This is a genomic window from Serratia sp. SSNIH1, assembly GCF_002935055.1.
In the GTDB taxonomy this organism is placed as follows: domain Bacteria; phylum Pseudomonadota; class Gammaproteobacteria; order Enterobacterales; family Enterobacteriaceae; genus Serratia; species Serratia nevei.
Window position 1 is genome coordinate 3,765,964 of the sequence record NZ_CP026383.1, and the last position, 26,412, is coordinate 3,792,375.

Genomic DNA, 26,412 nt, shown 5'->3' on the forward strand with positions numbered 1-26,412 from the left:
GGAGCCGCCATGCACCCACGTTTACAACAGGATCTTACACAGTTTCCGCAGATCCTCGACCACACCCGCCAGTTGGCGGAAGATTTTCTGGCCGGGCTGCAGCAGCGATCGGTCTGCCCACCGCTCGCGCAACAGCAGCTGCAACCCGGTGACGATCGGCTGGCGGAAAACGGTGAAGGCGCCCTGGCGGCGCTGGATGACTTTTGGCAACGTTATCAGGCGGGCATTTCCGCCAGCGCCGGCCCGCGTTATTTCGGCTTCGTCACCGGCGGTGGCACCCCGGCGGCGGTCGCGGCGGACTGGCTGGTTAGCGTGACAGACCAAAATAGCCAGCTCAGCCATGATACGATCGCCGCGGCGATCGAGCTGGCCGCCGTGACGCAGTTGAAATCCCTGCTGGGCCTGCCGGAAGCGTTCAGCGGCAGCCTGGTCAGCGGCGCCACCATGGCCAATTTCGCCGGGCTGGCCATTGGCCGGCAGTGGCTGGGCCAACAGCACGGCGTGGATGTTGCCCAACGGGGCCTGGCGGCGCTGGGGCCCATCCGGGTGCTGGCGGCCAATCCGCACGCCAGCAGCGTAAAGGCGCTCAGCATGCTCGGCATCGGCCGCGACGCGCTGACGACCGTCGCCAGCCTGCCGGAGTCTGAAGCTATGGATATGGCGGCGCTGGAGCGGCAGCTCGCCGCCGGCGAGGGCCGCCCCACGTTGGTGCTGGCCAGCGCCGGCACGGTCAACACCGTCGCTTTCGACGATCTGCCGCGTCTGCTGGCGCTGCGGGAGCGTTATCCGTTTTGGCTGCATGTCGATGCGGCCTTCGGGGGCGTGGCGGCCTGTTCGCCGCTGTATGCACCGCGACTTGCAGGCTGGCAACAGGCGGACTCCATCACCGTCGATGCGCACAAATGGCTGAACGTGCCTTATGACAGCGCGATCCAATTTACCCGCCATCTGGATCTGCAGATGCAGGTATTTCAGAACCATTCGGCCTACCTGGAAGCGCCGACGCCGCGGCCGGACAACTATCTGCATCTGACGCCGGAAAATTCGCGGCGCTTTCGCGCCCTGCCGCTCTGGCTGACGCTGAAAGCCTATGGCCGCAGCGGCATACGGGATATCGTCGAGCGCAACGTCCGATTGGCGCAGGCGCTGGGTGCGGCGTTAGCGGCCGACGACGGCTTCCATTTGCTGGCGCCGGTGAATTTGAACGTGGTGTGCTTCGCGCTCAGCCGCCCGCAGGGCGACAGCGAAGCGGCGCGCGATCGCTTTCTCGAGCGCCTTAACCGGCACGGCGTGGTGCGTTGCACCCCAACGACCTATAACCATCAGCCGGGGATCCGCGCCGCGCTGGTCAACTGGATGACGGAGGAACGGGACATCCGGCTGGCGCTGGACTCGCTGCGCCACTGTCTGCCAGAGACGGCCTAAGGCGCGCGGCGCTACCCGAGTTGGAAGGCCTGCAAACGCCGCGCTTGCCGCCCGTCATCGCTGATGTTATCCGGCGACAGCCAGGCGGCAAAGGCGGCGTGTCGCGCCGGCCATTCCGCGTCGATGATCGACAGCCAATCGGTGTCGCGCGTGCGTCCTTTGACGACAACCGCCTGGCGGAAAGTGCCTTCGTAACGGAAACCCAAGCGCTCGGCGGCCTGGCGCGAAGGCAAATTGAGGCTATCGCACTTCCATTCGCAGCGCCGATAGCCAAGATCGTCAAACAGATGCCGCAGCATCAGGAAAATCGCCTCGCTGCCCAGCGCGCTGCGCCTCATCAGCGGCGACCAGTTGATGGTGCCCAGTTCGGCCACGCCGTTGGCGGGATCGATGCGCAAAAAAGCGCAGGTCCCCACGGCGCGTCCGTTTGCCTGATCGACCACCACCATCGTGTTTCTGTCAGCGCTGGACGCCTGAGCCTGGAGATAACGCTGGAAATCCTCGCGCGTCTGCGGCCGTTCCCAAAACAGATAGGTCCAGTCTCGGTCATCCTCGGCGGTTTGGTAAGCCCGATAGAGCTCATCCCCCCAGCGCTCAAGGCTAAGGGGTTCAAGGCGGCAAAACCGCCCTTGCAGTAACCTGTGACCGGGCAGGCCTGCCGGCTGCCAATGAGGAAGGGCATCGCCTATTGGCTGCCCATACTGATTCTGTCTCACTGCGACATCCTGCTTTTGAAAGGTGGAAAGGCAAGTTAAAACCAACGCGGGCCGGAGACAACTCCGACCTGCCCCCGCCCCGCTGGCGCGGACAACAGGATGATAGTTTAGAAAAACAACTCAATCACCGTTAAATATTCACCAAAATTATTTCAAGCGAAATAAATACCCATATAACCCATTGTAAAACGGTGAGTTATAGCAACAATTAAGCTACACATTTCAGCCACAACGTTAACTTTTTTTGGTTGTTATGATAAAAAAAGAAGTGATTATCATTATCAAATAAGGAGAGAAAACATTCAACTTAATGATTTTTATCGTTAAAAAAACAAAAAATCGAAAGAACACTTTTTAGTCACTCAAAAAGTGCACTGAAAATCCTCAAAAATCTAACACATGAATTTTTTTTAAGACTTTTCCTAGCAAACTAAAATTTTGTTTCGTGACATGATGAACAGAATCTCGGCAAGCAATGTCAGCAAGCGCGGGCGCCAAGCGCAAGTCAGGCCGATCGCGTCAACGCCGAGCGATCAGCAAATCTCTCTGACTTAAGCCAAACTTATAGATTCATGTGATTAATAAGTTTAGTATGAAAATATCATTGAGTGCCGTCGTGTTTATTGATAGAACACTGGCTACACTGAATTATTGCTCCATTTTGCCTTTCGGCTTTTTAGGCTTTTTCTCATATTACCGCAGTAAAACGGATTTAAGTGGGGGTGCGATATGCCAACGATCATCATGGATTCATGTAGCTATACCAGATTGGGATTAACCGACTATCTGACTTCGCATGGCGTGAAAAAACGCCATATTAATGCTATCGAGGATATTGACAGCCTGCATGAAAAATGCAGCAAGTTGAATCCAAGCCTGGTATTTATTAACGAGGACTGCTTCATCCACGAAGCAAACGCCACCGAGCGAATAAAACGGGTGATTTCACTGCACCCGGATACGTTATTCTTCATCTTCATGGCTATTACCAATGTACATTTCGACGATTATTTATATGTTCGCAAAAACGTTATCATATCGTCAAAATCCATCAAACCAGAGACTATGAATCAGCTACTTAGTCACTATCTCGAGAGAACGTCCCTACGGGCGGAGAAGTCCTCTCTGGACCAAACGCCGGTAACGCTGAGCCAGACCGAATCGAACATGTTACGCATGTGGATGTCCGGTCAAGGCACCATCCAGATATCAGACCAGATGCAAATAAAGGCCAAAACGGTCTCCTCCCACAAGGGAAACATCAAGCGGAAAATAAAGACGCACAACAAGCAGATCATTTACCACGTTGTTCGTTTGACCGATACGCTGACCAGTGGAATATTTGTCAATAGCCGTTGAGCCGCAGAGAATGCCCCCACTCTGTTTTGTCGGCCGTTAAATATCCGGTGATAAAGTCACCTGGATATCGGATACTGGAACCACCAAAAGAATACCTGCTGCGCTATCCCCCGCTAGCGCAGCGGGTATTTTTTTGCCGTCGATAAAAAAAATCTTACCGCAATGAAATAATCTCAAAATGGACAATTTCATTAGCAAATTAATGAGATTAACCGACGTTACTGCCCATGCTCGCGACATGGCTCCACAAACGTCCCGTCACGGCTGTCGATTTCATTAAAAAACCATACGCCCGCCGGATAGTCTTCAAGAGAAACCAGATACATAGTCCCTTCGTTGAATACCTCTACGGCCAGAATGACGCCCTCGCGCCGCGGGCCGCCGTCTGTTTTTACCGTCACTCGATCGTTAACCTGCATACCGTTCCCCATCATTTGCGATTGGCATCAGTGTATGACAAAACCCAGGGGGAAGGACACCGCCCCGCGCCAAGCCGGCCTCGCTCTCAGCGTAGCAGCCGCCCGGATTTTCACTTTCTTAACGGTTTGGCCGCAGAATCTTAAGCCGGCCTCGCGTAGCCTGTCTTCAGGCGTTTCCCCCCAGAGAAGCGCTCGCAAATGAAGAAGTAACAAGGAACTTTTGCCCGCAGACTTGCGGGCTTTTTTTTGCGCACCGCCGAATTGCAGGCATAAAAAAACCCGCCGCGGCGGGTTTTTTTCAATCAGCGGTAGACGCCAATTAGATAGCGGTAACGTTAGCCGCAGATGGACCTTTCGCACCGTTCTCGATAGAGAACTGTACGTTCTGGCCTTCAGCCAGGGTCTTGAAGCCTTGATCCTGGATAGCAGAGAAGTGTACGAATACGTCTTTGCTGCCGTCTGCTGGGGTGATGAAACCAAAACCTTTAGCTTCGTTGAACCACTTCACTTGACCTTTGATCATGTTGGACATGTCTAATTTCCTTCAATAATAATGTTAGCCGCCATGGGCGAGATAGCCGGTCATCAGTTACTTATGGAGGCACTGGAAAGGAAATTCGTCAGAGAAGGGCTATCCGGGATAACGCTTTAAATTTGAACTACTTTACTCAAAATGTCGTGCATAAATAGGTCTGTACCACAGGCCGACATCATTAACTCACGAGCGAGCGGCAATAGCAACCTTTTTCGCCGTGCAGGGGCGTTAATCTCGGCTAAGCGCACAGGATTTGACCCCGCCCGCCTACGGGATCGCCACCTTCCCCCTCATTTCATCGAAGGCAAATGATAGTAATTATCGTTACGCTGTTTTATAGTTGCACAAAGAAATCATTCAGGGAGATTCACCATGCCAAGATGGCTCACATTACCGGCCGCCAGCGTTACCGCCCTGCTGGTCTTTGCTGCTTGCAGCGCCCCACTGGGCGCGCTGGAGCTGAATTATCAGCCACCAGAGCCCAGCATTGCCCCGTCCCCAAAACCGGTGGCTCCGCCGGGGCCGGCCCCCAAGGCGGCGAAACCGCCGATTACCTGGGCAGAGGCACGCGACAAGAACGGTTTTCGCGTCGATATCGAATGCGATCATCCAGGCTGCAGCAAGCCGCGCGCCAAACCTTATCCCGCCTATGAGGGCCCGGTGAAGAAAACCGATCGCCGCCGCCAATCCGATCCTTACTCCACCAATCAGGATCCCGATTACAACATTCAGTTGGGCTATGAGTGGTAGCAGCGCTTTCGGAGTAATACCTATATCAGCCGCCCTCGCCGCTGCATAGAATAGCGCCAGTTCACCACTCCTCCTGGTGTTGAACACAACAAGCTGTGTTGCAAATCTTTATGCGCCTCCCTATAGGCGCTTTTTTTTGCTCCTCCCTCATGCCCGTTTCCCGATTACAGATTGCTCTCATTGCCCCGTAAAGTGATGAATGTCACAAATACGCCTCCTTGCCATTCTTATTCGGAGGTGATGTTCATGGCCACAGGATCCCTTGCCCTCTTGGCTGCCTTGGCCGGCATTGCGGGCTATTCGCTCTATAAACACTTAAAATCTCAGAAGAAAAGCACATTCGTTCGCCCGCACGATCGGTAATAGATAACGTGTTTACACCGCAAAGGCGCGGCACGCCGCACGCCGCGCCTTCGTGGACCGTCATGTTTTCATCACAAAAATGTCACAATATGGCCATATGATGATTCGCGATTATCCGCTCTGGCTTAACACCAAGGATTTCGCCCATGACCATAATTAAAGCTGCAAACCATCAGGAAGCAGAAAAGCTCATCCGCGCCGGCACAGCCAAGAAAATCGAACTGGCCTACGATATCGGCAGCGATGACTTCTTCCAGCTTGCCAGCCTGTGGTGCGATAAAGGCGCCAAGATCTCCAAAGGGAAAGAACACTTTATCGTCTCGTTAAAAGGGTTCCGCATCCCCCCTAACGATTGATATCCAGCCGCCCATCGCGGCGGCGTCCTCCCTTTCTCGCAAAACCGCTCTATTCGACCACGCGCACCTCATTCGATTTCGCTAAGCTAACAGCAGACTTTATTGCGGGCGTTCCGCCTGGATAACCACGTCCGCCACGATGAGGAGAATGAGCATGTCAACAAATGCAGCGCAGCCCGGCACGATGAAAGCCATTGAGATCAGCCAACCCGGCGCTCCCGAGGTTCTGGTCGTCACCGAACGCCCGATGCCCGTCCCGCAAGCGGGCGAACTCCTGGTGAAAATCGCCGCCGCCGGCGTTAACCGCCCCGACGTGCTGCAGCGTCAGGGGAACTATGCGCCACCGCCCGGCGCTTCGGATATCCCCGGCCTGGAAATCGCCGGCGAAGTCGTCGCCATCGGTGAAGGCGTAACTCACTTCGCGCTCGGCGATCGGGTTTGTGCCCTCATCGCCGGCGGCGGCTATGCCGAATACTGCACCGTGCATGAAAGCAATGCGCTGCCGGTGCCGGCGGGCCTGAGCCTGACCGAGGCCGCCGCGCTGCCGGAAACCTTCTTTACCGTCTGGGTCAACGTGTTCCAGCGTGGCCACCTCAAAGCCGGCGAAACCGTGTTGATCCACGGTGGCACCTCCGGCATCGGCACGGTCGCCACCATGCTGGCAAAAGCCTTCTGCGCGCAGGTGATCACCACCGTTGGCTCCGAAGAGAAGCGCCAGGCCAGCCTGGCGTTGGGTGCCGACGTGGCGATTAACTACCGCAGCGAAGATTTTGTCGCACGCACCAAAGACGCCACCGACGGCAAAGGCGCCGACGTGATCGTCGATCTGATCGCCGGCGACTATGTGGCCAAGAACTATCAGGCCGCGGCGATGGAAGGTCGCATCGTACAAATCGGCACGCAAAATGGCGTGGTAAAAGAGCTCAATCTGATGCCACTGCTGTTGAAACGCCTGACCCATACCGGTTCAACGCTGCGCTCGCGCAGCGTCGCGGACAAAGCGCAGATTGCCGCCGATCTGCACGAGAAGGTTTGGCCGCTGCTGGAGCGCGGCGTCCTGAAGCCGCAAATTTTTAAAACCTTCCCGCTCGAGCAGGCCGCCGCCGCGCATGCGCTGATGGAGTCCAGCGAGCACATCGGCAAGATCATGTTGACGTTCTGAAGCCGTTCCCCGCAGCCTGCGCTGCGGGGAAACCAATGCCGCACTCAGGGAATGATGCCACGGCGGCGGAACTCATCGAACAGCGAGAAAAACATGGCTTCGGTTTCGACAAACTGATGGAAACCGAAACGCCGCGCCTTGCTGCCGTCCGCGAACATGTCATAGTCCCAGGAAAAGACGAAGTCGGCGAAACGCCAGCCGGCCACCGCGCGATAGTCCGGTTCGGTCAATTGGTGCCGTTGCACCAGCTCTCGCCACAGCATCGCTTTGTCCGCCATCATGCTCTCCAACGGCATCGGCAGCGGCGGCGCGCATTCCAGCCCGAAGTAAGCGGCGATTTTTGGCCACATCTCGCTCCACCGAAACAGATCGCCATTGTTGATATTAAACGCCTGATTGGCCGCCGCCGGTTCGGTCGCCGCCCAGAGCGTGGCACGCGCCAACAGCCCGCCCTCGGTCATTTCCAGCAGGCTGTGGTAAGCGCCCAGTTTGCCGGGGAAACGCAACGGCAGCCCAAGCGCTTTACTGATCGACGCGTAAACCGCGATGCTTAACGCCAGGTTCATCGGATTGCCGAGAGAGAAGCCCCCCACCACGCTCGGGCGAATGGCGCTCCAATGCCAACGTTTGCCGGCCTGACGCTGCGCCAGATACCGCTGTTGCGCCACGTTAAACTCCGGCGGCATATGCCCGGCGTCGCTTTCACGCGCCGGTGTTTTAAACGGCCCCAAATGGGCGCCATACACCTTGTAGCCCTGCATCAGGCTGATATGCTCCAGCGCCGGCGCGATCGGCTCCAGCCCCTCGACGACGTGTTGCAACATCTGCAGATTGGGCGCCACCAGGCCTGCCCAATCCGGCGCATCCTGATAGGCGGCATAGAAGACGTGGCTAATCGCGCTCAGCGGCCGCAGCGCGTCGCGCGTTGCCTCCGCATCCAGCAGATCCACCTGCAGGTGGCGCACACCAGGCGCCGGTTCCCCACCCCGGCGCGAGACACCCACCACGGGCCAGCCTTGACCGGTCAGTTCCTCAATCAATCGGCGCCCTATTACGCCATTGGCGCCGATCACTAACGCCTGCCGCTTTGCGTTCATCTTGTCACTCCTCGGGTTGTCGATGCCCCGAGTGTTATTGATTAGCACTGCTTGCGGTAGACGAGAAACTCCACTAACACTAATAAGAAAAACCTATAGGCAAGATCGACATGGATAAGCTGAACGCAATGAAAACCTTTATGCGGGTGGCGGAGCTGGGCAGCCTGTCGGCCGCCGCTCGCGATCTGCGCTTGACGCAGCCGGCGGTCAGTCAGCAAATCGCCGGTCTGGAGCAGGAACTGGGGACGCAGCTGCTGTTTCGCAGCACCCGGGCAGTCTCCCTGACCGAGGCCGGCAGCGGTTATTATCAACGCCTCAAAGCGATTCTGGCGGCGGTCGACGAAGCGGAAGAGGCGCTGCACGGCCAGCGCCACCGGCTGCAGGGCAACCTGCGCCTTCACGCACCGACCGGATTCGGCCAGCGGCACGTCACGCCGCTGGCCATCGCTTTCCAGCAGCGCCATCCGGACCTCACCATCGAGCTGCTGCTGGACGATCGCCGCGCCGACGTGATCGGTGAAGGCATCGACGTGGCGCTGCGCTTCGGCGAACTGCACGCGCCCGGCATGGTGGCGAAACGGCTGGGCGAACTACAACGCCTGCTGGTGGCATCACCGGCGTATCTGGCAAAGCATGGCGTTCCACGTTCGCCGGCGGAGCTGGCAAAACATGCGCACATTCGCTACAGCGGATTGAACGACGGCGATACACTCACCCTGATCGGCCCGCACGGCCCCGAGATAGTGGCGCTGCGGCCCACGTTCCGCGCCAACAATACGCTATCGCTGCTGACGGCCATCGAGGCGGGGCTTGGTATCGGCGGCGCTCAGCGGCCGTTGATCGGCGAGCAGCTGGCGACAGGGGCGCTGGTGCCCGTATTGCCGGAATACCGCTATCCACCCATGGCGCTGCACGCGGTCTATCCCGCATTACGATTTATTCCGGAGAAAGTGCGCGCCTGGGTGGCGCATCTGCAACAGGCGTTGACGGCGATCGAGGGAATTAGCGGAGTGAATGCCCCCGGCCAGACGCCGGGAGCATAAGCCTTATTTGAACAGTTTGCCGACCATGTCGCCCAGTTCGTTGCTGTCTTGCTGCACTTCGCCATTTGGCGAAGCGGCATCCGCGACCGTTGGCAAAAACTGTGCAATGGTGCTGGAGGCCTGAGCCGGATCGACACCCAGCTTTTCAGCCAGCTGATTGATCGCATCGCTGCCCAACGCCTGCTGTACGTGATCGCCGGTAATCGGTTGGTTTTCGCCATTGCCGAGCCAGGAGCCGACAATATCGCCGAACTGACCCTGACGGAACTTGTCCAAAATGGCCTGCAGGCCACCTTGTTGCTCAACCCACTGCATGATGGCGATGTAATCGATGCCTTTACCGTTGGCGCCGCCGCCCAGAATGTTACCCAATACGCTATCGAACAGACCCATGATATTCCCCTTTCAGCCGATACGGCCCGCGCCGCACCGCCGGATTGATTTCACGAAAAAGGGCCGCCGCGGCGACCCTGTTGAGCAACGGCTGCTTAGCCTTTGATCTTCCTGTAGACAAAAAGCACCACCAGGGCACCGATTACCGCCACCACAAAGCTGCCCAGGTTAAAGCCGTCAACGCGACCCATACCGAAGAAGGTGCTGATATAGCCGCCGACCACGGCGCCCACGACCCCCAGTACCACGGTCATAATAAACCCGCCGCCGTCTTTGCCCGGCATAATCCATTTGGCCAGGATACCGGCGATTAAACCAAAAATGATCCAGGAAATGATGCCCATCTCTACTCTCCCTATTACCTTTTGCCTAACAGAAATCCTATTACCAGGCCCACGACGGCGCCGGCGCCTATCCCCGCCCAAGGATTATCCTTGATGCAGGCACATGATTGCTCGAGCGCCGCTTTTACACCGCTGCGCACTTCGCAGGCGGTGGTTTTCACGTAGTCGCTCGGTTGCTCAACACCGTTTAGATCGTCATTTTCATATGACATGTCAAATCCTTACAGACCAACCCTCTGAGAATTGCGTCACATGTTTCACGCCCGGCACCGCCCGCCCCGCGATCTTGCTCCAGGCAATCTGCCCACAGCCGCTCAATGCAGGGCGTACGGCGACAAACGCACAACTTCACACTATGACTATAGTAAAAAATCAGCGGTTTACCCATTTCCGTCCGTCTGAATTTCACCGTACAAAAAACGATCTAATTTCATCCTGCTGTCATCTCGGCAGGCTAAACTTTACACAAATCTCTGGGAGGAAAAGCCCATGTTCAATGCCCCGTTCGTCCTGATTCTCGCACTGCTGTACGCGCTGGCCGCCGTTTGGGACGGTTCCGCCGCGTTACTGTTTCTCTAAGGTTACATAGCGGTTGTCACTTTTGCGATTCGCTTAATTGTGTCTTTATTTTTCAATTGCGCCAGCCGGTTGAAATAGCGGTAAATATCCTCCTTTTCCTCAGTAAAAATCCTAACTCACCCCGTTATCCGCGCGTTGCTAAATAAAGCGCAAAAAAAAGCATTAATGGAAAACCCTATTTAGCACCAAATATTCTATCATTTGCCCTATAACAATTTGGGTTAAGGTCCCATTGGGAAAGAAAAGGAAGAACAGGAAAAATGCTTTCAAACCAACGCTTTGAGCGCGAATTCTTGCGCCCTCGTTATTGGTTGCTGTGGATAGGGCTGGGAATGCTCTATCTCTTGGTGTTACTGCCCTACCCGCTCATATATCGGCTTGGACACGGCCTCGGCAGACTAGCCATGCGCCTGATGAAACGCCGGGTAAAAATAGCGCGCCGCAATTTGGCACTCTGCTTCCCCGCAATGCTCGCCGCCGAGCGCGAGGCGCTGATCGTCAAAAATTTTGAGTCCGTCGGCATGGGCCTGTTCGAAGTCGGCATGGCCTGGTTCTGGCCCGACTGGCGCATCGCCCGCTGGTTCAAGGTGAGCGGCATGGAAAACATGCAGCTGGCACGCCAGGACGGCAAAGGCGTTTTGCTGATCGGTCTGCATTTCCTGACGCTGGAACTGGGCGCGCGCATTTTCGGCATGCAAAATCCCGGCATCGGCGTGCATCGCCCGCATAACAACAAGCTGATGGAGTGGGTACAGACCCGCGGCCGGCTGCGCTCGAATAAGTTCATGATCGATCGTAAAGATATCAAAGGCATGATCCGCAACCTGAAACAGGGGGAAATCCTGTGGTACGCGCCGGATCACGATTACGGCCCGCAAAGCAGCGTGTTCGCGCCGTTCTTCGCCGTTGAAAACGCCGCCACGACAACCGGTACCTTTATCCTGGCGCGCATGGGGCGGCCGTCGATCGTGCCTTTCGTGCCGCGCCGCCTGCCGCATGCGCAGGGCTATGAGCTGATCGTACAGCCGCCGCTGAAGGACTTCCCGCTGGACGATGAAACGCGCGCGGCGGCCATGATGAACCGCGTGGTGGAAGAACAGGTGCTGCTGGCACCCGATCAGTACATGTGGCTGCACCGCCGGTTTAAAACCCGTCCGCCCGGCGAACCTTCGCTGTATTAACGCCCTCGCGCCTTCGCCCGCCACACCGCTGGCGAAGGCGCGCTCGCCTCGCACAAGCATTCTTCGCCACGGGAACTACACTAATAAGTCACCGACGGCAATCATTGCCGCCAGCAACCATTTCTTCCTGCCCGCGGGCCGGTCGTTGCCTGTCGGGTCACAACCGAGGTCAATGTCATGCTGGTACAACCCTATCTGTTTTTCAGCGGTAACTGTGAGCAAGCGATTAACTTCTACGTGCAGCAGTTGAATGCCAAAATTGAAATGGTCATGCGTTACAAAGACATGCCCGAAGAAGCTCGGCAAGGCGGGCCACAGGACGTCAACCCGGAGGCGATCATGCATGCGCGCCTGCTGATCGGTGACGGCGTGCTGATGGCCTCCGACGGCTGCCCGCAGGACGACAGCGGCGGCGCTTCGCATAAAGGCTTCTCGCTGTCGCAGAATCCGAGCGATGCGGAGCAAGGGCGCAAGCTGTTCGATAATCTGGCGCAGGGCGGCCAGGTGACGATGCCTTACCAAGCCACCTTTTGGGCCAAAGGCTTCGGCATGCTGACCGATAAATTTGGCGTCAACTGGATGATCAACGTCGAATAACCCGCCATGGCGCCGCTAGCTATAGCGGTGCCAGTCATACGCCGCCTTGGCGAACAGCACGAACAGCAGCGTCAACAGCACCAACCCCAACCGCCAGTAGGGCGATCGGCGGCGCCGCCAGGCGATGTACATCATCCCCGCCAGCGCCCCCAGCGTAAGGGGGTAATACACCGCCAGCGTCAGTAAAGTGATAATGATGTAATCCGACATTGACTCTATACTCCGTAGTCTTCACACCGCCGCAGAGGCAGATTGCGGCATGCCTTTCTCCGTATCGCCTCGTTAAGGGCTAGAGGTCTGGCGCATTTATGCATAAAATATAGGATTGCTCTTAACTCAAGTTGAATAGTAATCAAACCACAAGGGTGACATGACTCAGCAGCAACCCATACAGGATGCCGTGCCGCCGCGCAGCGTTAAAAGCTCCCCATTATTATTTCAGGCCGGCGTGTTTGTCATCATCGTTGCCGCCACGCTGATCCTCTTTAACAGCTGGCAAATCTGGAACGCGCACCAGCGCGATCTGCGCAGCGCCGAGCATGAATCCGCCAACCTCGCCCGCTCGCTGGCGCAGCACGCCGACGATACCTTCATGCAGGTGGACGGCAATCTGCTCGATCTGACCGAACGCCTCCTGAACGACGGGCTGGGCCCATCGCAGCTGACGCGGCTGCAGCGCGTCATGCAGACGCAGGTCGGCAATCTGCCGCAGCTGCATGGGCTGTTTATCTACGACGCGCGCGGCCGCTGGCTGGCGACCTCCTCGGGCAAGTTCATCAAGAACGCCAACAACGCCGATCGTGATTACTTCAAATACCATCAAAACCGCGACGGCGGCGGCCTGTACATCGGCAAGGTGATCCGCAGCCGCACTAGCGGCGATCTGATCATCCCCGTATCACGGCGCTTCAACAACCCGGACGGCAGCTTTGGCGGCGTGGTGCTGGCGACGCTGTACGTCGATTATTTCCGCCAGTTTTACGACAGCTTCGCCCTCAACACCGACGCCTCGTTGAACCTGCTGCTGGCGGACGGCACCATCCTTTACCGCCGCCCTTACTCAGCGGCCTCGATCGGTAAAAACATCGCCAAGGGCGTGTTGTTCAGCGAAATTTTACCGCATTCGGAGTTCGGCAACGCCACCATCACCTCGCTGTACGACAAAGTAGAGCGCATCTACGGCTATTCGCGGGTCAATCGCTTTCCGCTGGTGATCGCTGCCGGGCTGTCGAAACGCGACGCGCTGGCGGACTGGCGCACCGACGCCGGCCTGTTCGCCGCCGGCGGCCTCTCTCTGCTGATGATCCTGTTGGCGATGGGCATGGTGCTGCTGCGGCAAATCAAGCACAGCATGCAAACCGAAGCCGAGCTGATGCGCACCCGCGATCAGCTGACCAGCATCAACCAGATGCTCGAAGAGTTGGCGCTGCTGGACGGCCTGACCGGTCTGGCCAATCGTCGCCAGTTTGATATCGCGCTGAAGAACGAGCTGGCGCGGGCTTCGCGCAACTACCGCAGCGTGGCGCTGCTGATGCTGGATATCGACTACTTCAAGCAGTACAACGACAGCTATGGCCACGTCGCCGGCGACCAGTGCCTGCAGCAAATCGGCCAAACGCTGAAGGGGCTGGCGTGCCGCAGCAACGACATACTGGCGCGCTACGGCGGCGAAGAGATGGGGATTATCCTGCCGGATACCGACGTGCAGGGCGCGCTGATTTTCGCCGAACGCGTCATCCAGGCGGTGCGAGATCTGAAAATTCCGCATCAGGGCAACCCGCACGGCATCGTTACCATCAGCATCGGCATCTGCGCCAAAGTGCCGCATATGTATAATGATACGCCGATCAGCTTTATCAATGAGGCGGACAGCGCGCTGTATCAGGCCAAGAAAAAAGGCAAAAACTGCATTTACGGTGCTTAAGCAATCATCGGGTCACCAAAATTTGGCGGCCCGATTTATTCACCCGGCAAAAATGAAATAGTTTCCCTCCGAAACATTATTTCACCGACTCGCTCCACTCTCTGAATGAAATAACGCCAATAAATAAGCAGGGTATTTATTTCTAATATAATTCAATAAGATAAAAACACGCCATTCAACAACCCATTCGTGCCATTTTTGATTATTCGTGCCTACGCCAGGCCTCGTTTAGCCCCCGTTTACTTTTTATTGGCGTTGCCGGTGATACTCTTATCAGGACTATTCTATATATCAGGAAGCCATCGCACGCTTCGGCGCACTGCGCCCTGCTGATACATCCATAATAGAACCCGCAAATTTCACGTTGCAATTGGGCGACCGGTGCAAAAATTTCTGGCGCCGCTCCAGCCAGCCACTGCTCAAGCCAGTGCAGCCAACCACGCGGCAACCTGAAAGGCGGGAATAAAGCGATATAGATTTGCGAGGAGATCTCATGCCTACTGGCGATATTACGCGTGAACGGGCCATCCTGACGCTGCCGTTGCAACAATGGGCGGCGCAAGAAGCGTCCAGCGCGGTCAGCGAACTGGAACAGGGCAAGGTGCTGTTTCTGCCCGAGCTGGCCTTCACCCTGTCTGAGCAGGAAATGCCGCTGCTGGATCCGGCATTGGTCGATCCGAAGCGCAAGAACATCAGCTATCAACCGCTGTCCGGCAAGCTGACCGGCGTCGCCGTCGCGGAACGCCGGCAGCAGGTTCAGCAACTGCTGGAGCGCTATTACCAATCGTGCCGTCAGCTGATCGCCGGGCTGTTGCCCGAGTATCAGGAGGCGCTGCACCACCCAACCGGCAGCCTGCGTTTACATCCGGTCTCCGCCTGGCGCGCCAATAGCTCCTGGCGCAAAGACGACAGCCGGCTGCACGTCGACGCTTTCCCGTCGCGCCCGAACTACGGCGAACGCATTCTGCGCATTTTCACCAACATCAATCCGCACGGTGAACCTCGCCAATGGCGGGTCGGCGAGCCGTTCCCTGAGCTGGCGGAACGCTTTATGCCGCGTCTGGCCCGCTATTCTGCGTTAAGCAGCTGGCTGCAGCACCAGGTGCGCATCACCAAAACTCGCCGCAGCCATTATGACCACCTGATGCTGCAGTTGCATGACGCCATGAAGGCCGATGGCGATTATCAGCAGCGTGGCCCACAGCTGGCGCTGGCGTTCCCGCCGGGCAGCAGCTGGATTTGCTTCTCGGACCAAACGCCGCACGCCGCGATGGGCGGCCAGTTTATGCTGGAACAGACCTTCCTGCTGCCGGTGAATAAAATGCAGGATCCGCAGCGTTCACCGCTGAAAGTGTTGGAACAGCTGCGCGGCCAGCCGTTGATCTGACTGATTTGCCGCCGTCGGTGTTACCGGCGGCGGCAAACGCGCATCACGCCTCGAAATCCCCCTGTTGGCGCGCCACCAGCGTCAGAATGCTGTACAGCGCCACCGGCTGCTGTTCCTGATTCAACACCTGCACATCCCACACCACTACGCCGTGCGGGCGATCTTCGGCGGTTTTCTGCGGCTTGCGGATTTTCTTTTTGCAGGTCAACCGCACCTGAATGGTGTCGCCGATCTTCACCGGCTCGATAAAGCGCAGATTCTCCATGCCGTAGTTGGCGATCACCGGCCCGACGGCGGCGTCAACAAACAGCCCGGCCGCGGCGGACACCACAAAGTAACCGTGCGCCACCCGTTCGCCGAACAGCGAGTCGGCGGCGCCGATCTTGTCCATGTGCGCGTAGAAATGGTCGCCGCTCAGGCAGGCGAAGTTGACGATATCCGCCTCGGTCACGGTGCGGCGCGCGGTCAACAGGCTGTCGCCCAGCTGCAGCTGCTCGAAGTATTTCCGGAACGGATGCACCGGATGCTCGACGACCGGCGCGCCGCGCACCCATTCGCCGCCGATGGCCGCCAGCATCGCCGGGCTGCCCTGGATCGCCGTGCGCTGCATATAGTGCTTCACCGCGCGCAGCCCGCCCAGCTCTTCACCGCCGCCGGCGCGCCCCGGGCCGCCGTGCACCAGCATCGGCAACGGCGAACCGTGGCCGGTGGACTCCGCCGCCGCCTGCTCATCCAAAATCAACATGCGGCCGTGGGCGCAGGCCGCCGCGCGAATGAAGCGCTTGGCCAATGCCGGATCGGCGGTCACCAGCGATCCTGCCAGGCTGCCCTGCCCCAGCAACGCCAACGCGATCGCCTGCTCGGTATCCGCATACGGCATCAGCGTCGCCACCGGGCCGAAGGCCTCAGTGCCGTGCACCGCCTGATGGGTGAGCGGATCGGCGCAATACAGCAGGGTCGGCGGATAAAACGCCCCGCCGCGCGCACCGTCGCCCAGGACTTCCAGCTTATCCAGCGCCGCGCCACAGAGCGGTTCGCAGCCGTTGCGCAGCAGGAAATCCACCTTGCTTTGCACATCATCACGCTGCTCGTGGCTGACCAACGCCCCCATGCGCACCTGCTCCAGCTGCGGGTCGCCTACCGTCACCCCCGCCAGGCGCTGCAACAGGGCCTGACGCACCGCCGCCACCTGCGCCGCCGGCACGATGATGCGGCGGATCGCGGTGCATTTCTGCCCCGCCTTGGCGGTCATTTCACGGCACACTTCTTTGATGAACAGCGCAAACTCCGGCATCTCCGGCGTCACGTCTTCCGCCAGCACGCAGCAGTTGAGCGAATCCGCCTCCATGGTGAACGCGATTGATTTTTCCAGCAGGCGCGGATGCGCCCGCAGCCGCTGCCCGGTCTGCGCCGAACCGGTGAAAGTCACCGCATCCTGATAATCCAGGTGCGCAAACATGTCGCCGACGCCGCCGCAAACCAGCTGCAGCCCTCCTTCCGGCACCAGCCCGCTGTCGACGATCAGCCTGACCATTGCCTGCGTCAGCTGCGCGGTAGCGGTGGCCGGCTTGATGATGGCCGGCATGCCCGCCAGCCAGGTCGGCGCCAGTTTTTCCAGCATGCCCCAGCACGGGAAGTTGAAGGCGTTGATGTGCAGCGCCACGCCGGGGCGCGAGGTCAGCACGTGGCGGGCGGCGAACTGCGCCTGTTTCGACAATGGGATCAGCTCGTCTTCCGGCCACAGGGTATCGTCCGGCAGATCGCGACCGGCCATGCCGGCATAGGCGAACAGCGTGGCGATGCCACCCTCGATATCAACCCAGCCGTCGCTGCGCGTCGCGCCGGTTTGATAGGAAATCTGATACAGCGCCTCTTTGTGCGCCAACAGGTGTTTCGCCACCGCTTTCAGCATCTGTGCGCGCTGCTGGAACGTCATGTGCGCCAGCGCCGGGCCGCCGTGGCTGCGCGCATAGCTCAGGCTCGCCGCCAAAGGCAGGCCGTCGGAGCAGACCTGGTACAGCGCCTCACCGGTCACGGCGTGGCGGATCTCGCGCCCCTCTCCCTGCCCGTACACCCAGGCGCCAGAAAGATAACTGTGTAACTGCTGCATGTGCCCTCCGAAATTCATAAATTTTCACCCTATAGCTTAATTACGTATCACATAAATGCCAGCCTGCGCCAAACCAAATTTTAACAAAAAGAAAACAAAAGGCGCTTTCAGGGCATTTAACCTGCTATAAACAAGGAATTAATCACTTTATTTATCAAATAAAATCAACAAAATAACAAACCACCTTGTGAGTCACCTCGCAAAACCACATGAATTACGTTTGATCTTTTTGTTATCAGTTTGTAGCCTTATGGTTAGTTAAAGTGATTCACATTTTTATGTTTAATGTGAAAAATACGAATCACCAAGAGGCAAGCATGACAACTGACGCACAGTATCAGCAGCATTTCGACGACAAGATCGCGGCGGACATCGCCATTGAGGCCAAAGACTGGATGCCGGACGCCTACCGTCAGAACCTGATTCGGCAGATTGGCCAACACGCCCACTCGGAAGTCATCGGCATGCTGCCGGAAGCCAACTGGCTGACGCGCGCCCCCACGCTGCGCCGCAAGGCGGTGCTGCTGGCCAAAGTGCAGGACGAAGCCGGCCACGGTCTGTACCTCTACAGCGCCGCCGAGACCCTCGGCTGTTCGCGCCAGGACATCTACCAAAAGATGCTCGACGGCAAGATGAAGTACTCCTCTATCTTCAATTACCCCACGCTCAACTGGGCGGATATCGGCGTGATCGGCTGGCTGGTCGACGGCGCCGCCATCGTCAACCAGGTGGCGCTGTGCCGCGCGTCCTACGGCCCCTATGCGCGGGCGATGGTGAAAATCTGCAAAGAGGAAAGCTTCCACCAGCGCCAGGGCTACGAGGCGGTGATGGCGATGGCCAACGGCAGCGACACGCAGCGCGCCATGTTGCAGGACGCTATCGATCGCTTCTGGTGGCCGGTGCTGATGATGTTCGGCCCGAGCGACGCCGACTCCCCCCACAGCGCCCAGAGCATGGCGTGGAAAATCAAACGCCACAGCAACGATGAGCTGCGGCAGAAATTCGTCGACAACACCGTGCCGCAGCTTGAGGCGCTGGGCATGACGGCGCCGGACCCGAGCCTTACCTGGGACGAGGCCGCCGGCCACTATCGCTTCGGCGAAATCGACTGGAGCGAACTGCATGAGGTGATCAAAGGGCGCGGCCAATGCAACCACGAACGCCTGCAGGCCAAACGCCGCGCCTGGGAAGACGGCGCCTGGGTACGCGACGGCGCCATGGCCCACGCCGCGAAAAACGCTGCCTCCGCCGCATAGCCAACATAAGGAACCGAGATCATGAGCCACGTTGAATGGCCGCTGTATGAAGTGTTTATCCGCAGCAAACAAGGGCTGGCGCATCGCCACGTCGGCAGCCTGCACGCCGCCGACGACCAAATGGCGCTGGAAAATGCCCGCGACGCCTATACGCGCCGCAACGAAGGCTGCTCGATCTGGGTGGTGCAGTCGCGCCATCTGATCGCCTCGCAGCCGGAAGATCGCGGCGCGTTCTTCGATCCGTCCGAAGACAAGATCTACCGTCATCCGACGTTTTACACCATTCCCGACGGCATCAAGAACATGTAGAGGCGACCATGACGGTTAACGATCCGCGCATCAGCTATTTGCTCCGCCAGGGCGACACGCCTCTGATCCTCGCCCAGCGCCTGTGCGCCTGGTGCGGCCACGCGCCCGAGCTGGAAATCGATCTGGCGTTGGCCAACATCGGGCTCGATCTGCTCGGCCAGGCGCGCCACTTTCTGGGTTATGCCGCCGAACTGGCCGGCCCGCCCTGCAGCGAAGACAGCCTGGCCTTCGGCCGCGACGAACGCCAGTTTCATAACCTGCTGTTGGCGGAGCAGCCGAACGGCGGTTTCAACGACACGCTGGTGCGTCAGTTCCTGCTCGATGCCTACCACGTACAGCTGCACCAGGCGCTGAGCCGCAGCCGCGATGCGCAGATCGCCGCCATCGCCGCCAAGTCGTTGAAGGAGGCCGATTATCACCTGCGCTTCAGCCACGGCTGGATGATCCGCCTGGGCGACGGCAACGACGTCAGCCACCGCAAGATCCAGCAATCGCTGGATAACCTGTGGCGCTTCACCGCCGAGCTGTTCCACGCCGACGCGCTGGAGCTGGAACTGGCGGAACAAGGCATCGCCGTCGATCCGCGCGAACTGCAGGCCCCCTGGCAAGCGCAGGTGGAAGAGACGCTGCGCCAGGCGACGCTGGCGCTGCCTGCCGAGCAGGCGTTCCGGCACGGCGGCAAGCAAGGCCGGCACAGCGAACACCTCGGCCCGCTGCTGGCGGAAATGCAGTTCCTGCAGCGCGCCTATCCAAACGGTCAATGGTAGGAGGCCACAATGAACGTCACCCGTTTGCAACCCGCCGAAATCCCGCAGATTTGGCACTGCCTGCAGCAGATCAGCGATCCCGAACTGCCGGTGCTGTCGATCACCGATTTGGGCATGGTGCGCGACGTAGCGCGCGACGGCGCGGGCTGGCGCGTGACCTTCACCCCGACGTACTCCGGCTGCCCAGCCACCGAATTTCTGCTCAACGCCATCGAGCAGCGGCTGGCGGCCGCCGGCTTCAGCCCGGTGCAGGTGGACATTCGCCTCAGCCCGGCCTGGACCACTGACTGGATGAACGCCGACGCCCGCGAGCGGCTGCGGCAATACGGCGTAGCGCCCCCGCAGGGCCACACCTGCGATCGGCCGCACGCCCACGGCCCGGTAGCCTGCCCGCGCTGCGGCAGCACCCACAGCGAGAAGATCAGCGAGTTCGGCTCCACCGCTTGTAAAGCGCTGTACCGCTGCTGCGACTGCCGGGAACCGTTCGATTATTTCAAATGCATATAGGAGCGCTGACACCATGACGGTCTTTCATCGCCTGAACGTTGCCGCCATCGAGCGCGAAACGCCGGACGCCGTAGCCATCACCCTGCGGGTGCCCGAAGAGCTGCAAAACCAATACCGCTATACCCCCGGCCAGCACCTGACGCTCAAGGCGTTGGTCAACGGCGAAGAGCTGCGGCGTTGCTACTCCATCTGCAGTTCGCCGCAGGAAGGCCTGCTGCAGATCGGCGTAAAGGCGATTGACCAGGGGCGCTTCTCCGGCTTCGTCAACCGCATGCTGAAGGTCGGCGACGCGCTGGAGGTGATGGTGCCGCAGGGGCGCTTCGGCTACCAGCCGCAGGCAGAGCGCCACGGCAACTACCTGGCGATCGCCGCCGGCTCCGGCATCACGCCGATGCTGTCGATCATCAAGGCGACGCTGCTGCTCGAACCGGGCAGCAGCTTCACCCTGATCTACGGCAACCGCAACAGCCGTTCGATGATGTTCAAAGAGGCGCTGTCGGATCTGAAAAACCGCTACCCGCAGCGTTTTCAGCAGCTGTATCTGTTCAGCCAGGAAAGTCTCGACAGCCCGCTGCTCAGCGGCCGCATCGACCGTGAACGCCTGACGGCGATCGGCGGCGCGCTGCTGGATTTCCGCGACTATGACCACGCCTTTATCTGCGGGCCGGAATCGATGATGGACGACGCGCAAACCGTGCTGGAACAGGCCGGCGTCCCGGCCAACCACATCCACAGCGAACGCTTCAACACCAGCGGCCTGGCCGCCCGCCCGCGAAGCAGCAGCGATCGCAACGCCACTCGGGTGGCGATCCTGCTCGACGGCCGCCGGTTGGATATCGAGGTCGGCGAACAGGACGACAGCATTCTCGACGCCGCGCTGCGCCAGGGCGCCGACCTGCCCTACGCCTGCAAAGGCGGCGTATGCGCCACCTGCAAATGCCGTCTGAAGGCCGGCCAGGTGGAGATGGGCGTCAACTACAGCCTGGAGCCGGATCAGCTGGCGGCAGGCTACGTATTGAGCTGCCAGTCGTGGCCGAAAGGCGACGGCGTGGTATTGGACTTCGACGTCTAGGAGCCGCGATGGACACCCCCTTTATTTTGCATCAGCAGCAGCACCGCGTGGTCACGCTGACGCTGCATCGGCCGGAGGCGCGCAACGCCCTGAGCACGCCGTGCCTGGAACAGTTGGTTGCTCGCCTGGAGCAGGCCGACGCCGACAGCGGCGTGGGCGCCGTGGTGATCGCCGGTGCGGCGCGCTTCTTCGCCGCCGGCGCCGATTTGCGCGAACTGCAACAGCAGGATCTGCCGGCCGCGCTGGCGGATCGCCGTCCGCAGCTGTGGCAGAGTCTGGCGCAGTTCAGCAAGCCGCTACTGGCGGCGGTGAACGGTTATGCCCTGGGCGCCGGCTGCGAGCTGGCGCTGGCCTGCGACATCGTCATCGGCGGCGAAAGCGCCCGCTTCGGCCTGCCGGAGATCACCCTCGGCCTGATGCCGGGCGCCGGGGGCACCCAGCGCCTGATCCGCTGCGTCGGCAAGTCGCGTGCCAGCCAGATGGTGCTGACCGGCGAGCCCATCGACGCCCGCGCCGCGCTGCAGGCCGGCCTTATCAGCGAAGTGTGCGTCGATGCCCTGACGCTGGAACGCACGCAGCAGATGGCCGATCGCATCAGCCGTCAGGCGCCGCTGGCGCTCCGCGCCGCCAAACAGGCGCTGAAACAGGCCGAGGAAATCGGCCTTAGCCAGGGGCTGGCGATGGAGCGTCAGCAGTTCGTCACCCTGGCCGCCACCGACGATCGCCGCGAAGGCATCGCCGCCTTTTTCGAAAAACGTACGCCAAACTATCAGGGGCGCTGATTTATGGATAACGCATTGATTCTCAGCCATCTCAACGCCGGCGTGTTGACGCTGACCCTCAACCGGCCGGATCGGCTCAACAGCTTTAACGATGAGATGCATCGCCAGCTGAGCGAAGCGCTGACGCAAGCCGAGCGCGACGACAGCGTGCGCTGCCTGTTGATCGCCGGCGCCGGGCGCGGTTTCTGCGCCGGGCAGGATCTCAACGATCGCAACGTCAGCGCCGATCAACAGGCGCCGGATCTCGGTCTGTCGGTCGAACGTTTCTACAACCCCCTGATCCGTCGCCTGACCGCCCTGCCGAAGCCGGTGGTGTGCGCGGTCAACGGCGTGGCGGCCGGCGCCGGCGCCGCGCTGGCCCTGGCGTGCGATATCGTCATCGCCGCCGACAATGCCAGCTTCATTCAGTCGTTCTGCCGTCTGGGGCTGGTGCCTGACTCCGGCGGCAGCTGGTTCCTGCCGCGGCTGGCCGGCCACGCCCGCGCGATGGGCATGGCCATGCTGGGTGACAAAATCAGCGCCCAACAGGCACTGGCGTGGGGCATGATCTGGCAGGTGGTACCGGCGGATGAATTGGCCGACCGCACGCAAACGCTGGCGCGCCATCTGGCCACCCAGCCGACCTACGGCCTGGGGCTGATCAAGAAAGCCCTCTACAGCTCGGCCACCAACAGCCTCGATCAGCAGCTCGATCTGGAGCGCGATCTGCAGCGCCTGGGCGGCCGCAGCGACGACTATCGCGAAGGCGTCAGCGCGTTCTTTGCCAAACGCACGCCAAACTTCAGCGGGAAATAGCCATGAACGCGCCCCTTCTTAACGGCCAGGTGGCGGTGATCGGCGCCGGCACCATGGGCATCGGCATTGCCCAGGTGGCCGCCGCCGCCGGCCACCCGGTGCGGCTGTTCGATATCGCGCCCGCCGCCGCCCAGCGCGCGATCGACGATCTCGCTCGCCGCCTGCGCCAGCGGGTCGACGACGGCAAGGCCGACGCCGCGCCCACCGAAGCCCTGCTGGCGCGCCTCGAATGCGCCGACTCGCTCGAGCAGCTGGCCGACTGCACGCTGGTGATTGAAGCGGTGGCGGAAAATTTGGCGATCAAACAGGCTCTGTTCCGCGATCTGGAGGCGCTCTGCTCGCCCACGACGCTGTTCGCCAGCAATACCTCTTCGCTGTCGATCACCGCCATCGCCGGGGCACTGAAACACCCGGCACGCATGGCCGGGCTGCACTTCTTCAACCCGGCGCCGCTGATGAAACTGGTGGAGATCGTCAGCGGCCTGGAGACCGGCGCCGAGACCCTCGCCGCGCTGCAGGCCCTGGCGCAGCGCTGGGGTAAGCAGAGCGTCGTGTGCCGATCGACGCCGGGATTTATCGTCAACCGCGTGGCGCGGCCGTTCTATGCCGAAACCCTGCGCGCGCTGGAGGAACGGGTGGCCGACGCCGCCACGCTGGACGCGGTCTTGCGCGACGCCGGCGGCTTCGCCATGGGCCCGCTGCAATTGACCGATCTGATCGGCCAGGACGTCAATTACGCCGTGACCGACTCGGTGTATCAGGCCTTCTATCAGGATCCGCGTTTCACTCCCTCACTGGTGCAGCAGGAGTTGGTGGCCGCCGGGCACCTCGGCCGTAAATCCGGCCGCGGTTTCTACCGCTACGACGCGCCGCGATCCGCCGCCGCGATCGCCTTTGCGCCACCGGCGCAGGCCGCACTGCCGCAACGCGTTACGCTGCACGGCGACTGGTCTTCGCTGGCCGATTTGGCGCAGCTGTTAAGCGAAAATGCGGGGGCGATCAAACAACCTGGCCAGACCAGCCCACACGTCACGATCGACGACGTTACACTGATGTTAACCAATGGTAAAACCGCCGGCCAACTGGCCGACGAACGTGGAACGCCCGTGGTGCTGTTCGATCTCTGTGCCGACTATGCGCACGCCTCCGCCATCGCCATCAGCTGCGCGGCGCAAAACGATGCGCAACACAATGCCAAAGCGATTCGCCTGCTGCAGTCCCTCGGCAAGCAGGTCATTCCGTTGCCGGATTACCCCGGCCTGCTGACGATGCGCACCCTGGCCATGCTGGCCAACGAAGCGCTCGACGTGGTGAACAAAGGCGTCGCCAGCGCCGAAGATACCGATCTGGCGATGCTGCGCGGCGTCAACTATCCGCGCGGCCCGCTGGCCTGGGGCGCCGCGCTCGGCTGGCGCCACATTCTGGCGACGCTGGAAAACCTGCAACGCTATTACGGCGAAGCGCGCTATCGCCCGATGCCGCTGCTGCGCCGCTACGCTTCCCCCGCCTCTTTCCCAGGAGCCGAACGATGAACGCCAATACGCCGCGCGCGCTGGCTCAGCGCTGCGCCGAACAGATGTTTCAGCAAGATACCTGCGCTCAGGCGATGGGGATGCACATCGATGCCGTCGACGCCGGATACGCTCAGGTCAGCATGACCGTCGGCCCGCAGATGCTCAACGGCCACCAGACCTGCCACGGCGGCCAGCTGTTCAGCCTGGCGGACACCGCCTTCGCCTACGCCTGCAACAGCCAGGGGTTGGCGGCGGTGGCCTCCGGCTGCAGCATCGACTTCGTCCGCCCGGCGCTGGCCGGCGATCGCCTCACCGCCAGCGCGGAGATGCGCCATCAGGGCAAAGCCACCGGGCTGTATGACGTCGAAATCGTTAACCAACGGGGCAAAACCGTCGCCTGGTTCCGCGGCCGCGCGCACCGCCTCGGCCACAGCATTTTAGGAGATCAGGCATGAATCAGGCATTTATCTGCGACGGCGTGCGTACCCCGATCGGCCGCTATGGCGGCGCGCTGGCCCAGGTGCGCGCCGACGACCTCGCCGCCCTGCCGCTGCGCGTGCTGTTGGAACGCCATCCGCAGGTAGATTGGGCGCAGCTGGACGACGTGATCCTCGGCTGCGCCAACCAGGCCGGAGAAGACAACCGCAACCTGGCACGCATGGCGCTGCTGCTGGCCGGAGTGCCGGTCGGCGTGTCCGGTACCACGGTGAACCGCCTGTGCGGTTCGGGCCTGGATGCGCTGGCGATGGCGGCGCGCAGCATCAAAGCCGGTGACGCCGGGCTGCTGCTGGCGGGCGGCGCGGAATCGATGACCCGTGCGCCGCTGGTGATGGGCAAGGCAGACAGCGCCTTCAGCCGCCAGGCGCAGCTGTACGACACCACCCTCGGCTGGCGCTTCGTCAATCCGCGGATGCAGGCCGAGTTCGGCACCGATTCGATGCCGGAGACCGCCGAAAACGTCGCGGCACAGTTCAACATCAGCCGTGCCGATCAGGACGCCTTTGCGCTGCGCAGCCAGCAGCGCGCCGCTCGGGCGCAGGCGCTGGGCCACCTGGCGCAGGAGATAGCCCCGGTCAGCCTCACCGGCAAAAAAGGCGCGGTGACGCTGTTCAGCCAGGATGAACACCCGCGCCCCGACACCACCTTTGATCAGCTGCAGGCGCTGAAAACCCCGTTCCGTCAGCCCGGCAGCGTCACCGCCGGCAACGCCTCGGGCCTGAACGACGGTGCGGCGGCCCTGATCGTCGCCTCCGAAGCGATGGCGGCGCGCCAGGGGCTGACGCCGCGCGCGCGCATCGTCGCCACCGCCACCTGCGGCGTGGAGCCGCGGCTGATGGGCATCGGCCCGCTGCCCGCCACCCGCAAGGTGCTGGAAATCGCCGGGCTGAGCCTGGCGCAGATGGACGTTATCGAACTGAACGAAGCGTTCGCCGCCCAGGCGTTGGCAGTGATGCGCCAGCTTGGCCTGCCGGACGATGCCCCGCAGGTCAACCCCAACGGCGGCGCGATCGCCCTGGGGCATCCGCTGGGCATGAGCGGCGCGCGCCTGGCGCTGGCCGCCCTGTTTGAACTGGAACGGCGAGCCGGCCGCTACGCGCTTTGCACCATGTGCATCGGCGTCGGCCAAGGTATCGCCATGATCATTGAGCGTGTCTGACCCCCTGAGGCTA

At 60.5% G+C, this 26,412-nt stretch carries 29 protein-coding genes; 20 read left to right on the forward strand and 9 right to left on the reverse strand.

The annotated features are described in order from the left end of the window. Positions 1-9 precede the first annotated feature (9 nt). Complete coding sequence (locus C3F38_RS18150; protein WP_055316412.1) at positions 10-1,425, forward strand: pyridoxal-dependent decarboxylase; 1,416 nt, start codon at positions 10-12, stop codon at positions 1,423-1,425. 11 nt (positions 1,426-1,436) lie between these two features. Here the strand turns inward: C3F38_RS18150 and C3F38_RS18155 are convergent, their stop codons facing one another. Further along, positions 1,437-2,078: a GNAT family N-acetyltransferase gene (locus C3F38_RS18155; protein ID WP_080213379.1), complete on the reverse strand. Its 642-nt coding sequence runs from the start codon at positions 2,076-2,078 to the stop codon at positions 1,437-1,439. Between the two features lie 792 nt (positions 2,079-2,870). Between C3F38_RS18155 and rcsA the strand changes: the two genes are divergently transcribed. Continuing rightward, complete coding sequence (gene rcsA, locus C3F38_RS18160; RefSeq protein WP_033635078.1) at positions 2,871-3,500, forward strand: transcriptional regulator RcsA; 630 nt, start codon at positions 2,871-2,873, stop codon at positions 3,498-3,500. A 218-nt stretch (positions 3,501-3,718) separates the two neighbouring features. On the opposite strand, the gene dsrB is transcribed toward rcsA, so the two are convergent. Together dsrB and cspE are read right to left on the reverse strand one after the other, a co-directional pair. Next, positions 3,719-3,919 carry a protein DsrB gene (gene dsrB / locus C3F38_RS18165; protein WP_038877309.1) on the reverse strand — a complete coding sequence of 67 codons (201 nt, stop codon included), beginning with the start codon at positions 3,917-3,919 and terminating at the stop codon, positions 3,719-3,721. Between the two features lie 319 nt (positions 3,920-4,238). Next, on the reverse strand, positions 4,239-4,451 hold the full coding sequence (cspE, locus tag C3F38_RS18170; RefSeq protein WP_004935122.1) for a transcription antiterminator/RNA stability regulator CspE: 213 nt from the start codon (positions 4,449-4,451) through the stop codon (positions 4,239-4,241). A 375-nt stretch (positions 4,452-4,826) separates the two neighbouring features. Here cspE and C3F38_RS18175 point away from each other — a divergent pair, with 375 nt between their 5' ends. From C3F38_RS18175 to C3F38_RS18185, 3 genes are all read left to right on the forward strand, one after another. Next, positions 4,827-5,204, forward strand: coding sequence for a hypothetical protein (locus C3F38_RS18175; RefSeq protein WP_038872120.1), 378 nt, complete (start codon positions 4,827-4,829; stop codon positions 5,202-5,204). Positions 5,205-5,713: 509 nt separating this feature from the next. Continuing rightward, entirely contained in the window at positions 5,714-5,923 is a 210-nt protein-coding gene (locus C3F38_RS18180; RefSeq protein WP_004935132.1) for a hypothetical protein, read from the forward strand. Positions 5,924-6,077: 154 nt separating this feature from the next. After that, positions 6,078-7,085 carry an NAD(P)H-quinone oxidoreductase gene (locus tag C3F38_RS18185; protein WP_038872122.1) on the forward strand — a complete coding sequence of 336 codons (1,008 nt, stop codon included), beginning with the start codon at positions 6,078-6,080 and terminating at the stop codon, positions 7,083-7,085. A 44-nt stretch (positions 7,086-7,129) separates the two neighbouring features. Here C3F38_RS18185 and C3F38_RS18190 read toward each other — a convergent pair whose 3' ends face one another. Continuing rightward, entirely contained in the window at positions 7,130-8,182 is a 1,053-nt protein-coding gene (locus C3F38_RS18190; RefSeq protein ID WP_055316415.1) for an SDR family oxidoreductase, read from the reverse strand. A 110-nt stretch (positions 8,183-8,292) separates the two neighbouring features. Here C3F38_RS18190 and C3F38_RS18195 point away from each other — a divergent pair, with 110 nt between their 5' ends. Beyond that, positions 8,293-9,225 (forward strand): LysR family transcriptional regulator, encoded by a 933-nt coding sequence (locus C3F38_RS18195; protein ID WP_038872125.1) that lies wholly within the window; start codon positions 8,293-8,295, stop codon positions 9,223-9,225. A 3-nt stretch (positions 9,226-9,228) separates the two neighbouring features. Here the strand turns inward: C3F38_RS18195 and C3F38_RS18200 are convergent, their stop codons facing one another. The 3 genes from C3F38_RS18200 to C3F38_RS18210 all read right to left on the reverse strand — a co-directional run bounded on the left by C3F38_RS18200 (position 9,229) and on the right by C3F38_RS18210 (position 10,174). Next, positions 9,229-9,618 carry a YidB family protein gene (locus tag C3F38_RS18200; RefSeq protein ID WP_019453502.1) on the reverse strand — a complete coding sequence of 130 codons (390 nt, stop codon included), beginning with the start codon at positions 9,616-9,618 and terminating at the stop codon, positions 9,229-9,231. A gap of 95 nt (positions 9,619-9,713) precedes the next feature. Continuing rightward, positions 9,714-9,962: a GlsB/YeaQ/YmgE family stress response membrane protein gene (locus C3F38_RS18205; RefSeq protein WP_019453501.1), complete on the reverse strand. Its 249-nt coding sequence runs from the start codon at positions 9,960-9,962 to the stop codon at positions 9,714-9,716. 14 nt (positions 9,963-9,976) lie between these two features. Then, on the reverse strand, positions 9,977-10,174 hold the full coding sequence (locus tag C3F38_RS18210) for a YqjD family protein (RefSeq protein ID WP_033635087.1): 198 nt from the start codon (positions 10,172-10,174) through the stop codon (positions 9,977-9,979). A gap of 627 nt (positions 10,175-10,801) precedes the next feature. Here C3F38_RS18210 and C3F38_RS18215 point away from each other — a divergent pair. After that, on the forward strand, positions 10,802-11,722 hold the full coding sequence (locus C3F38_RS18215; protein WP_055312681.1) for a Kdo(2)-lipid IV(A) acyltransferase: 921 nt from the start codon (positions 10,802-10,804) through the stop codon (positions 11,720-11,722). A 177-nt stretch (positions 11,723-11,899) separates the two neighbouring features. Next, complete coding sequence (locus tag C3F38_RS18220) at positions 11,900-12,319, forward strand: VOC family protein (RefSeq protein ID WP_055316418.1); 420 nt, start codon at positions 11,900-11,902, stop codon at positions 12,317-12,319. 15 nt (positions 12,320-12,334) lie between these two features. Here C3F38_RS18220 and C3F38_RS18225 read toward each other — a convergent pair whose 3' ends face one another. Beyond that, positions 12,335-12,529, reverse strand: coding sequence for a hypothetical protein (locus tag C3F38_RS18225; protein WP_055316423.1), 195 nt, complete (start codon positions 12,527-12,529; stop codon positions 12,335-12,337). Between the two features lie 160 nt (positions 12,530-12,689). On the opposite strand from C3F38_RS18225, the gene C3F38_RS18230 reads away from it, so the two are divergent. Both C3F38_RS18230 and C3F38_RS18235 read left to right on the forward strand, forming a co-directional pair. After that, complete coding sequence (locus C3F38_RS18230) at positions 12,690-14,243, forward strand: sensor domain-containing diguanylate cyclase (RefSeq protein ID WP_047730370.1); 1,554 nt, start codon at positions 12,690-12,692, stop codon at positions 14,241-14,243. 493 nt (positions 14,244-14,736) lie between these two features. Next, on the forward strand, positions 14,737-15,630 hold the full coding sequence (locus C3F38_RS18235) for a Kdo hydroxylase family protein (RefSeq protein ID WP_047730369.1): 894 nt from the start codon (positions 14,737-14,739) through the stop codon (positions 15,628-15,630). Positions 15,631-15,673: 43 nt separating this feature from the next. On the opposite strand, the gene paaZ is transcribed toward C3F38_RS18235, so the two are convergent. After that, a complete protein-coding gene (paaZ, locus tag C3F38_RS18240) occupies positions 15,674-17,740 on the reverse strand; it encodes a phenylacetic acid degradation bifunctional protein PaaZ (RefSeq protein WP_055316426.1) in 2,067 nt (688 codons plus the stop codon). Positions 17,741-18,057: 317 nt separating this feature from the next. Between paaZ and paaA the strand changes: the two genes are divergently transcribed. The 10 genes from paaA to pcaF are packed head-to-tail and all read left to right on the forward strand — an operon-like array spanning position 18,058 to position 26,399. Beyond that, a complete protein-coding gene (gene paaA, locus C3F38_RS18245) occupies positions 18,058-18,996 on the forward strand; it encodes a 1,2-phenylacetyl-CoA epoxidase subunit PaaA (protein WP_033647856.1) in 939 nt (312 codons plus the stop codon). A 21-nt stretch (positions 18,997-19,017) separates the two neighbouring features. Continuing rightward, complete coding sequence (gene paaB / locus C3F38_RS18250) at positions 19,018-19,305, forward strand: 1,2-phenylacetyl-CoA epoxidase subunit PaaB (RefSeq protein WP_004935173.1); 288 nt, start codon at positions 19,018-19,020, stop codon at positions 19,303-19,305. 8 nt (positions 19,306-19,313) lie between these two features. Next, on the forward strand, positions 19,314-20,072 hold the full coding sequence (gene paaC / locus C3F38_RS18255; RefSeq protein WP_055312682.1) for a 1,2-phenylacetyl-CoA epoxidase subunit PaaC: 759 nt from the start codon (positions 19,314-19,316) through the stop codon (positions 20,070-20,072). Positions 20,073-20,081: 9 nt separating this feature from the next. Next, positions 20,082-20,579, forward strand: coding sequence for a 1,2-phenylacetyl-CoA epoxidase subunit PaaD (gene paaD, locus C3F38_RS18260; RefSeq protein WP_033653577.1), 498 nt, complete (start codon positions 20,082-20,084; stop codon positions 20,577-20,579). 13 nt (positions 20,580-20,592) lie between these two features. After that, positions 20,593-21,651: a 1,2-phenylacetyl-CoA epoxidase subunit PaaE gene (gene paaE / locus C3F38_RS18265; RefSeq protein ID WP_055312683.1), complete on the forward strand. Its 1,059-nt coding sequence runs from the start codon at positions 20,593-20,595 to the stop codon at positions 21,649-21,651. A gap of 8 nt (positions 21,652-21,659) precedes the next feature. Then, positions 21,660-22,433: a 2,3-dehydroadipyl-CoA hydratase PaaF gene (gene paaF, locus C3F38_RS18270; RefSeq protein WP_055312684.1), complete on the forward strand. Its 774-nt coding sequence runs from the start codon at positions 21,660-21,662 to the stop codon at positions 22,431-22,433. 3 nt (positions 22,434-22,436) lie between these two features. Then, positions 22,437-23,228: a 2-(1,2-epoxy-1,2-dihydrophenyl)acetyl-CoA isomerase PaaG gene (paaG, locus tag C3F38_RS18275; protein WP_038872164.1), complete on the forward strand. Its 792-nt coding sequence runs from the start codon at positions 22,437-22,439 to the stop codon at positions 23,226-23,228. A gap of 2 nt (positions 23,229-23,230) precedes the next feature. Continuing rightward, a complete protein-coding gene (locus C3F38_RS18280; RefSeq protein ID WP_047730363.1) occupies positions 23,231-24,760 on the forward strand; it encodes a 3-hydroxyacyl-CoA dehydrogenase in 1,530 nt (509 codons plus the stop codon). Beyond that, positions 24,757-25,197, forward strand: a complete 441-nt coding sequence (paaI, locus tag C3F38_RS18285; RefSeq protein WP_047730362.1) for a hydroxyphenylacetyl-CoA thioesterase PaaI — start codon at positions 24,757-24,759, stop codon at positions 25,195-25,197. Before C3F38_RS18280 ends, paaI begins: the two co-directional genes overlap by 4 nt. After that, a complete protein-coding gene (gene pcaF / locus C3F38_RS18290) occupies positions 25,194-26,399 on the forward strand; it encodes a 3-oxoadipyl-CoA thiolase (protein WP_038872173.1) in 1,206 nt (401 codons plus the stop codon). Before paaI ends, pcaF begins: the two co-directional genes overlap by 4 nt. Positions 26,400-26,412: the final 13 nt, after the last annotated feature.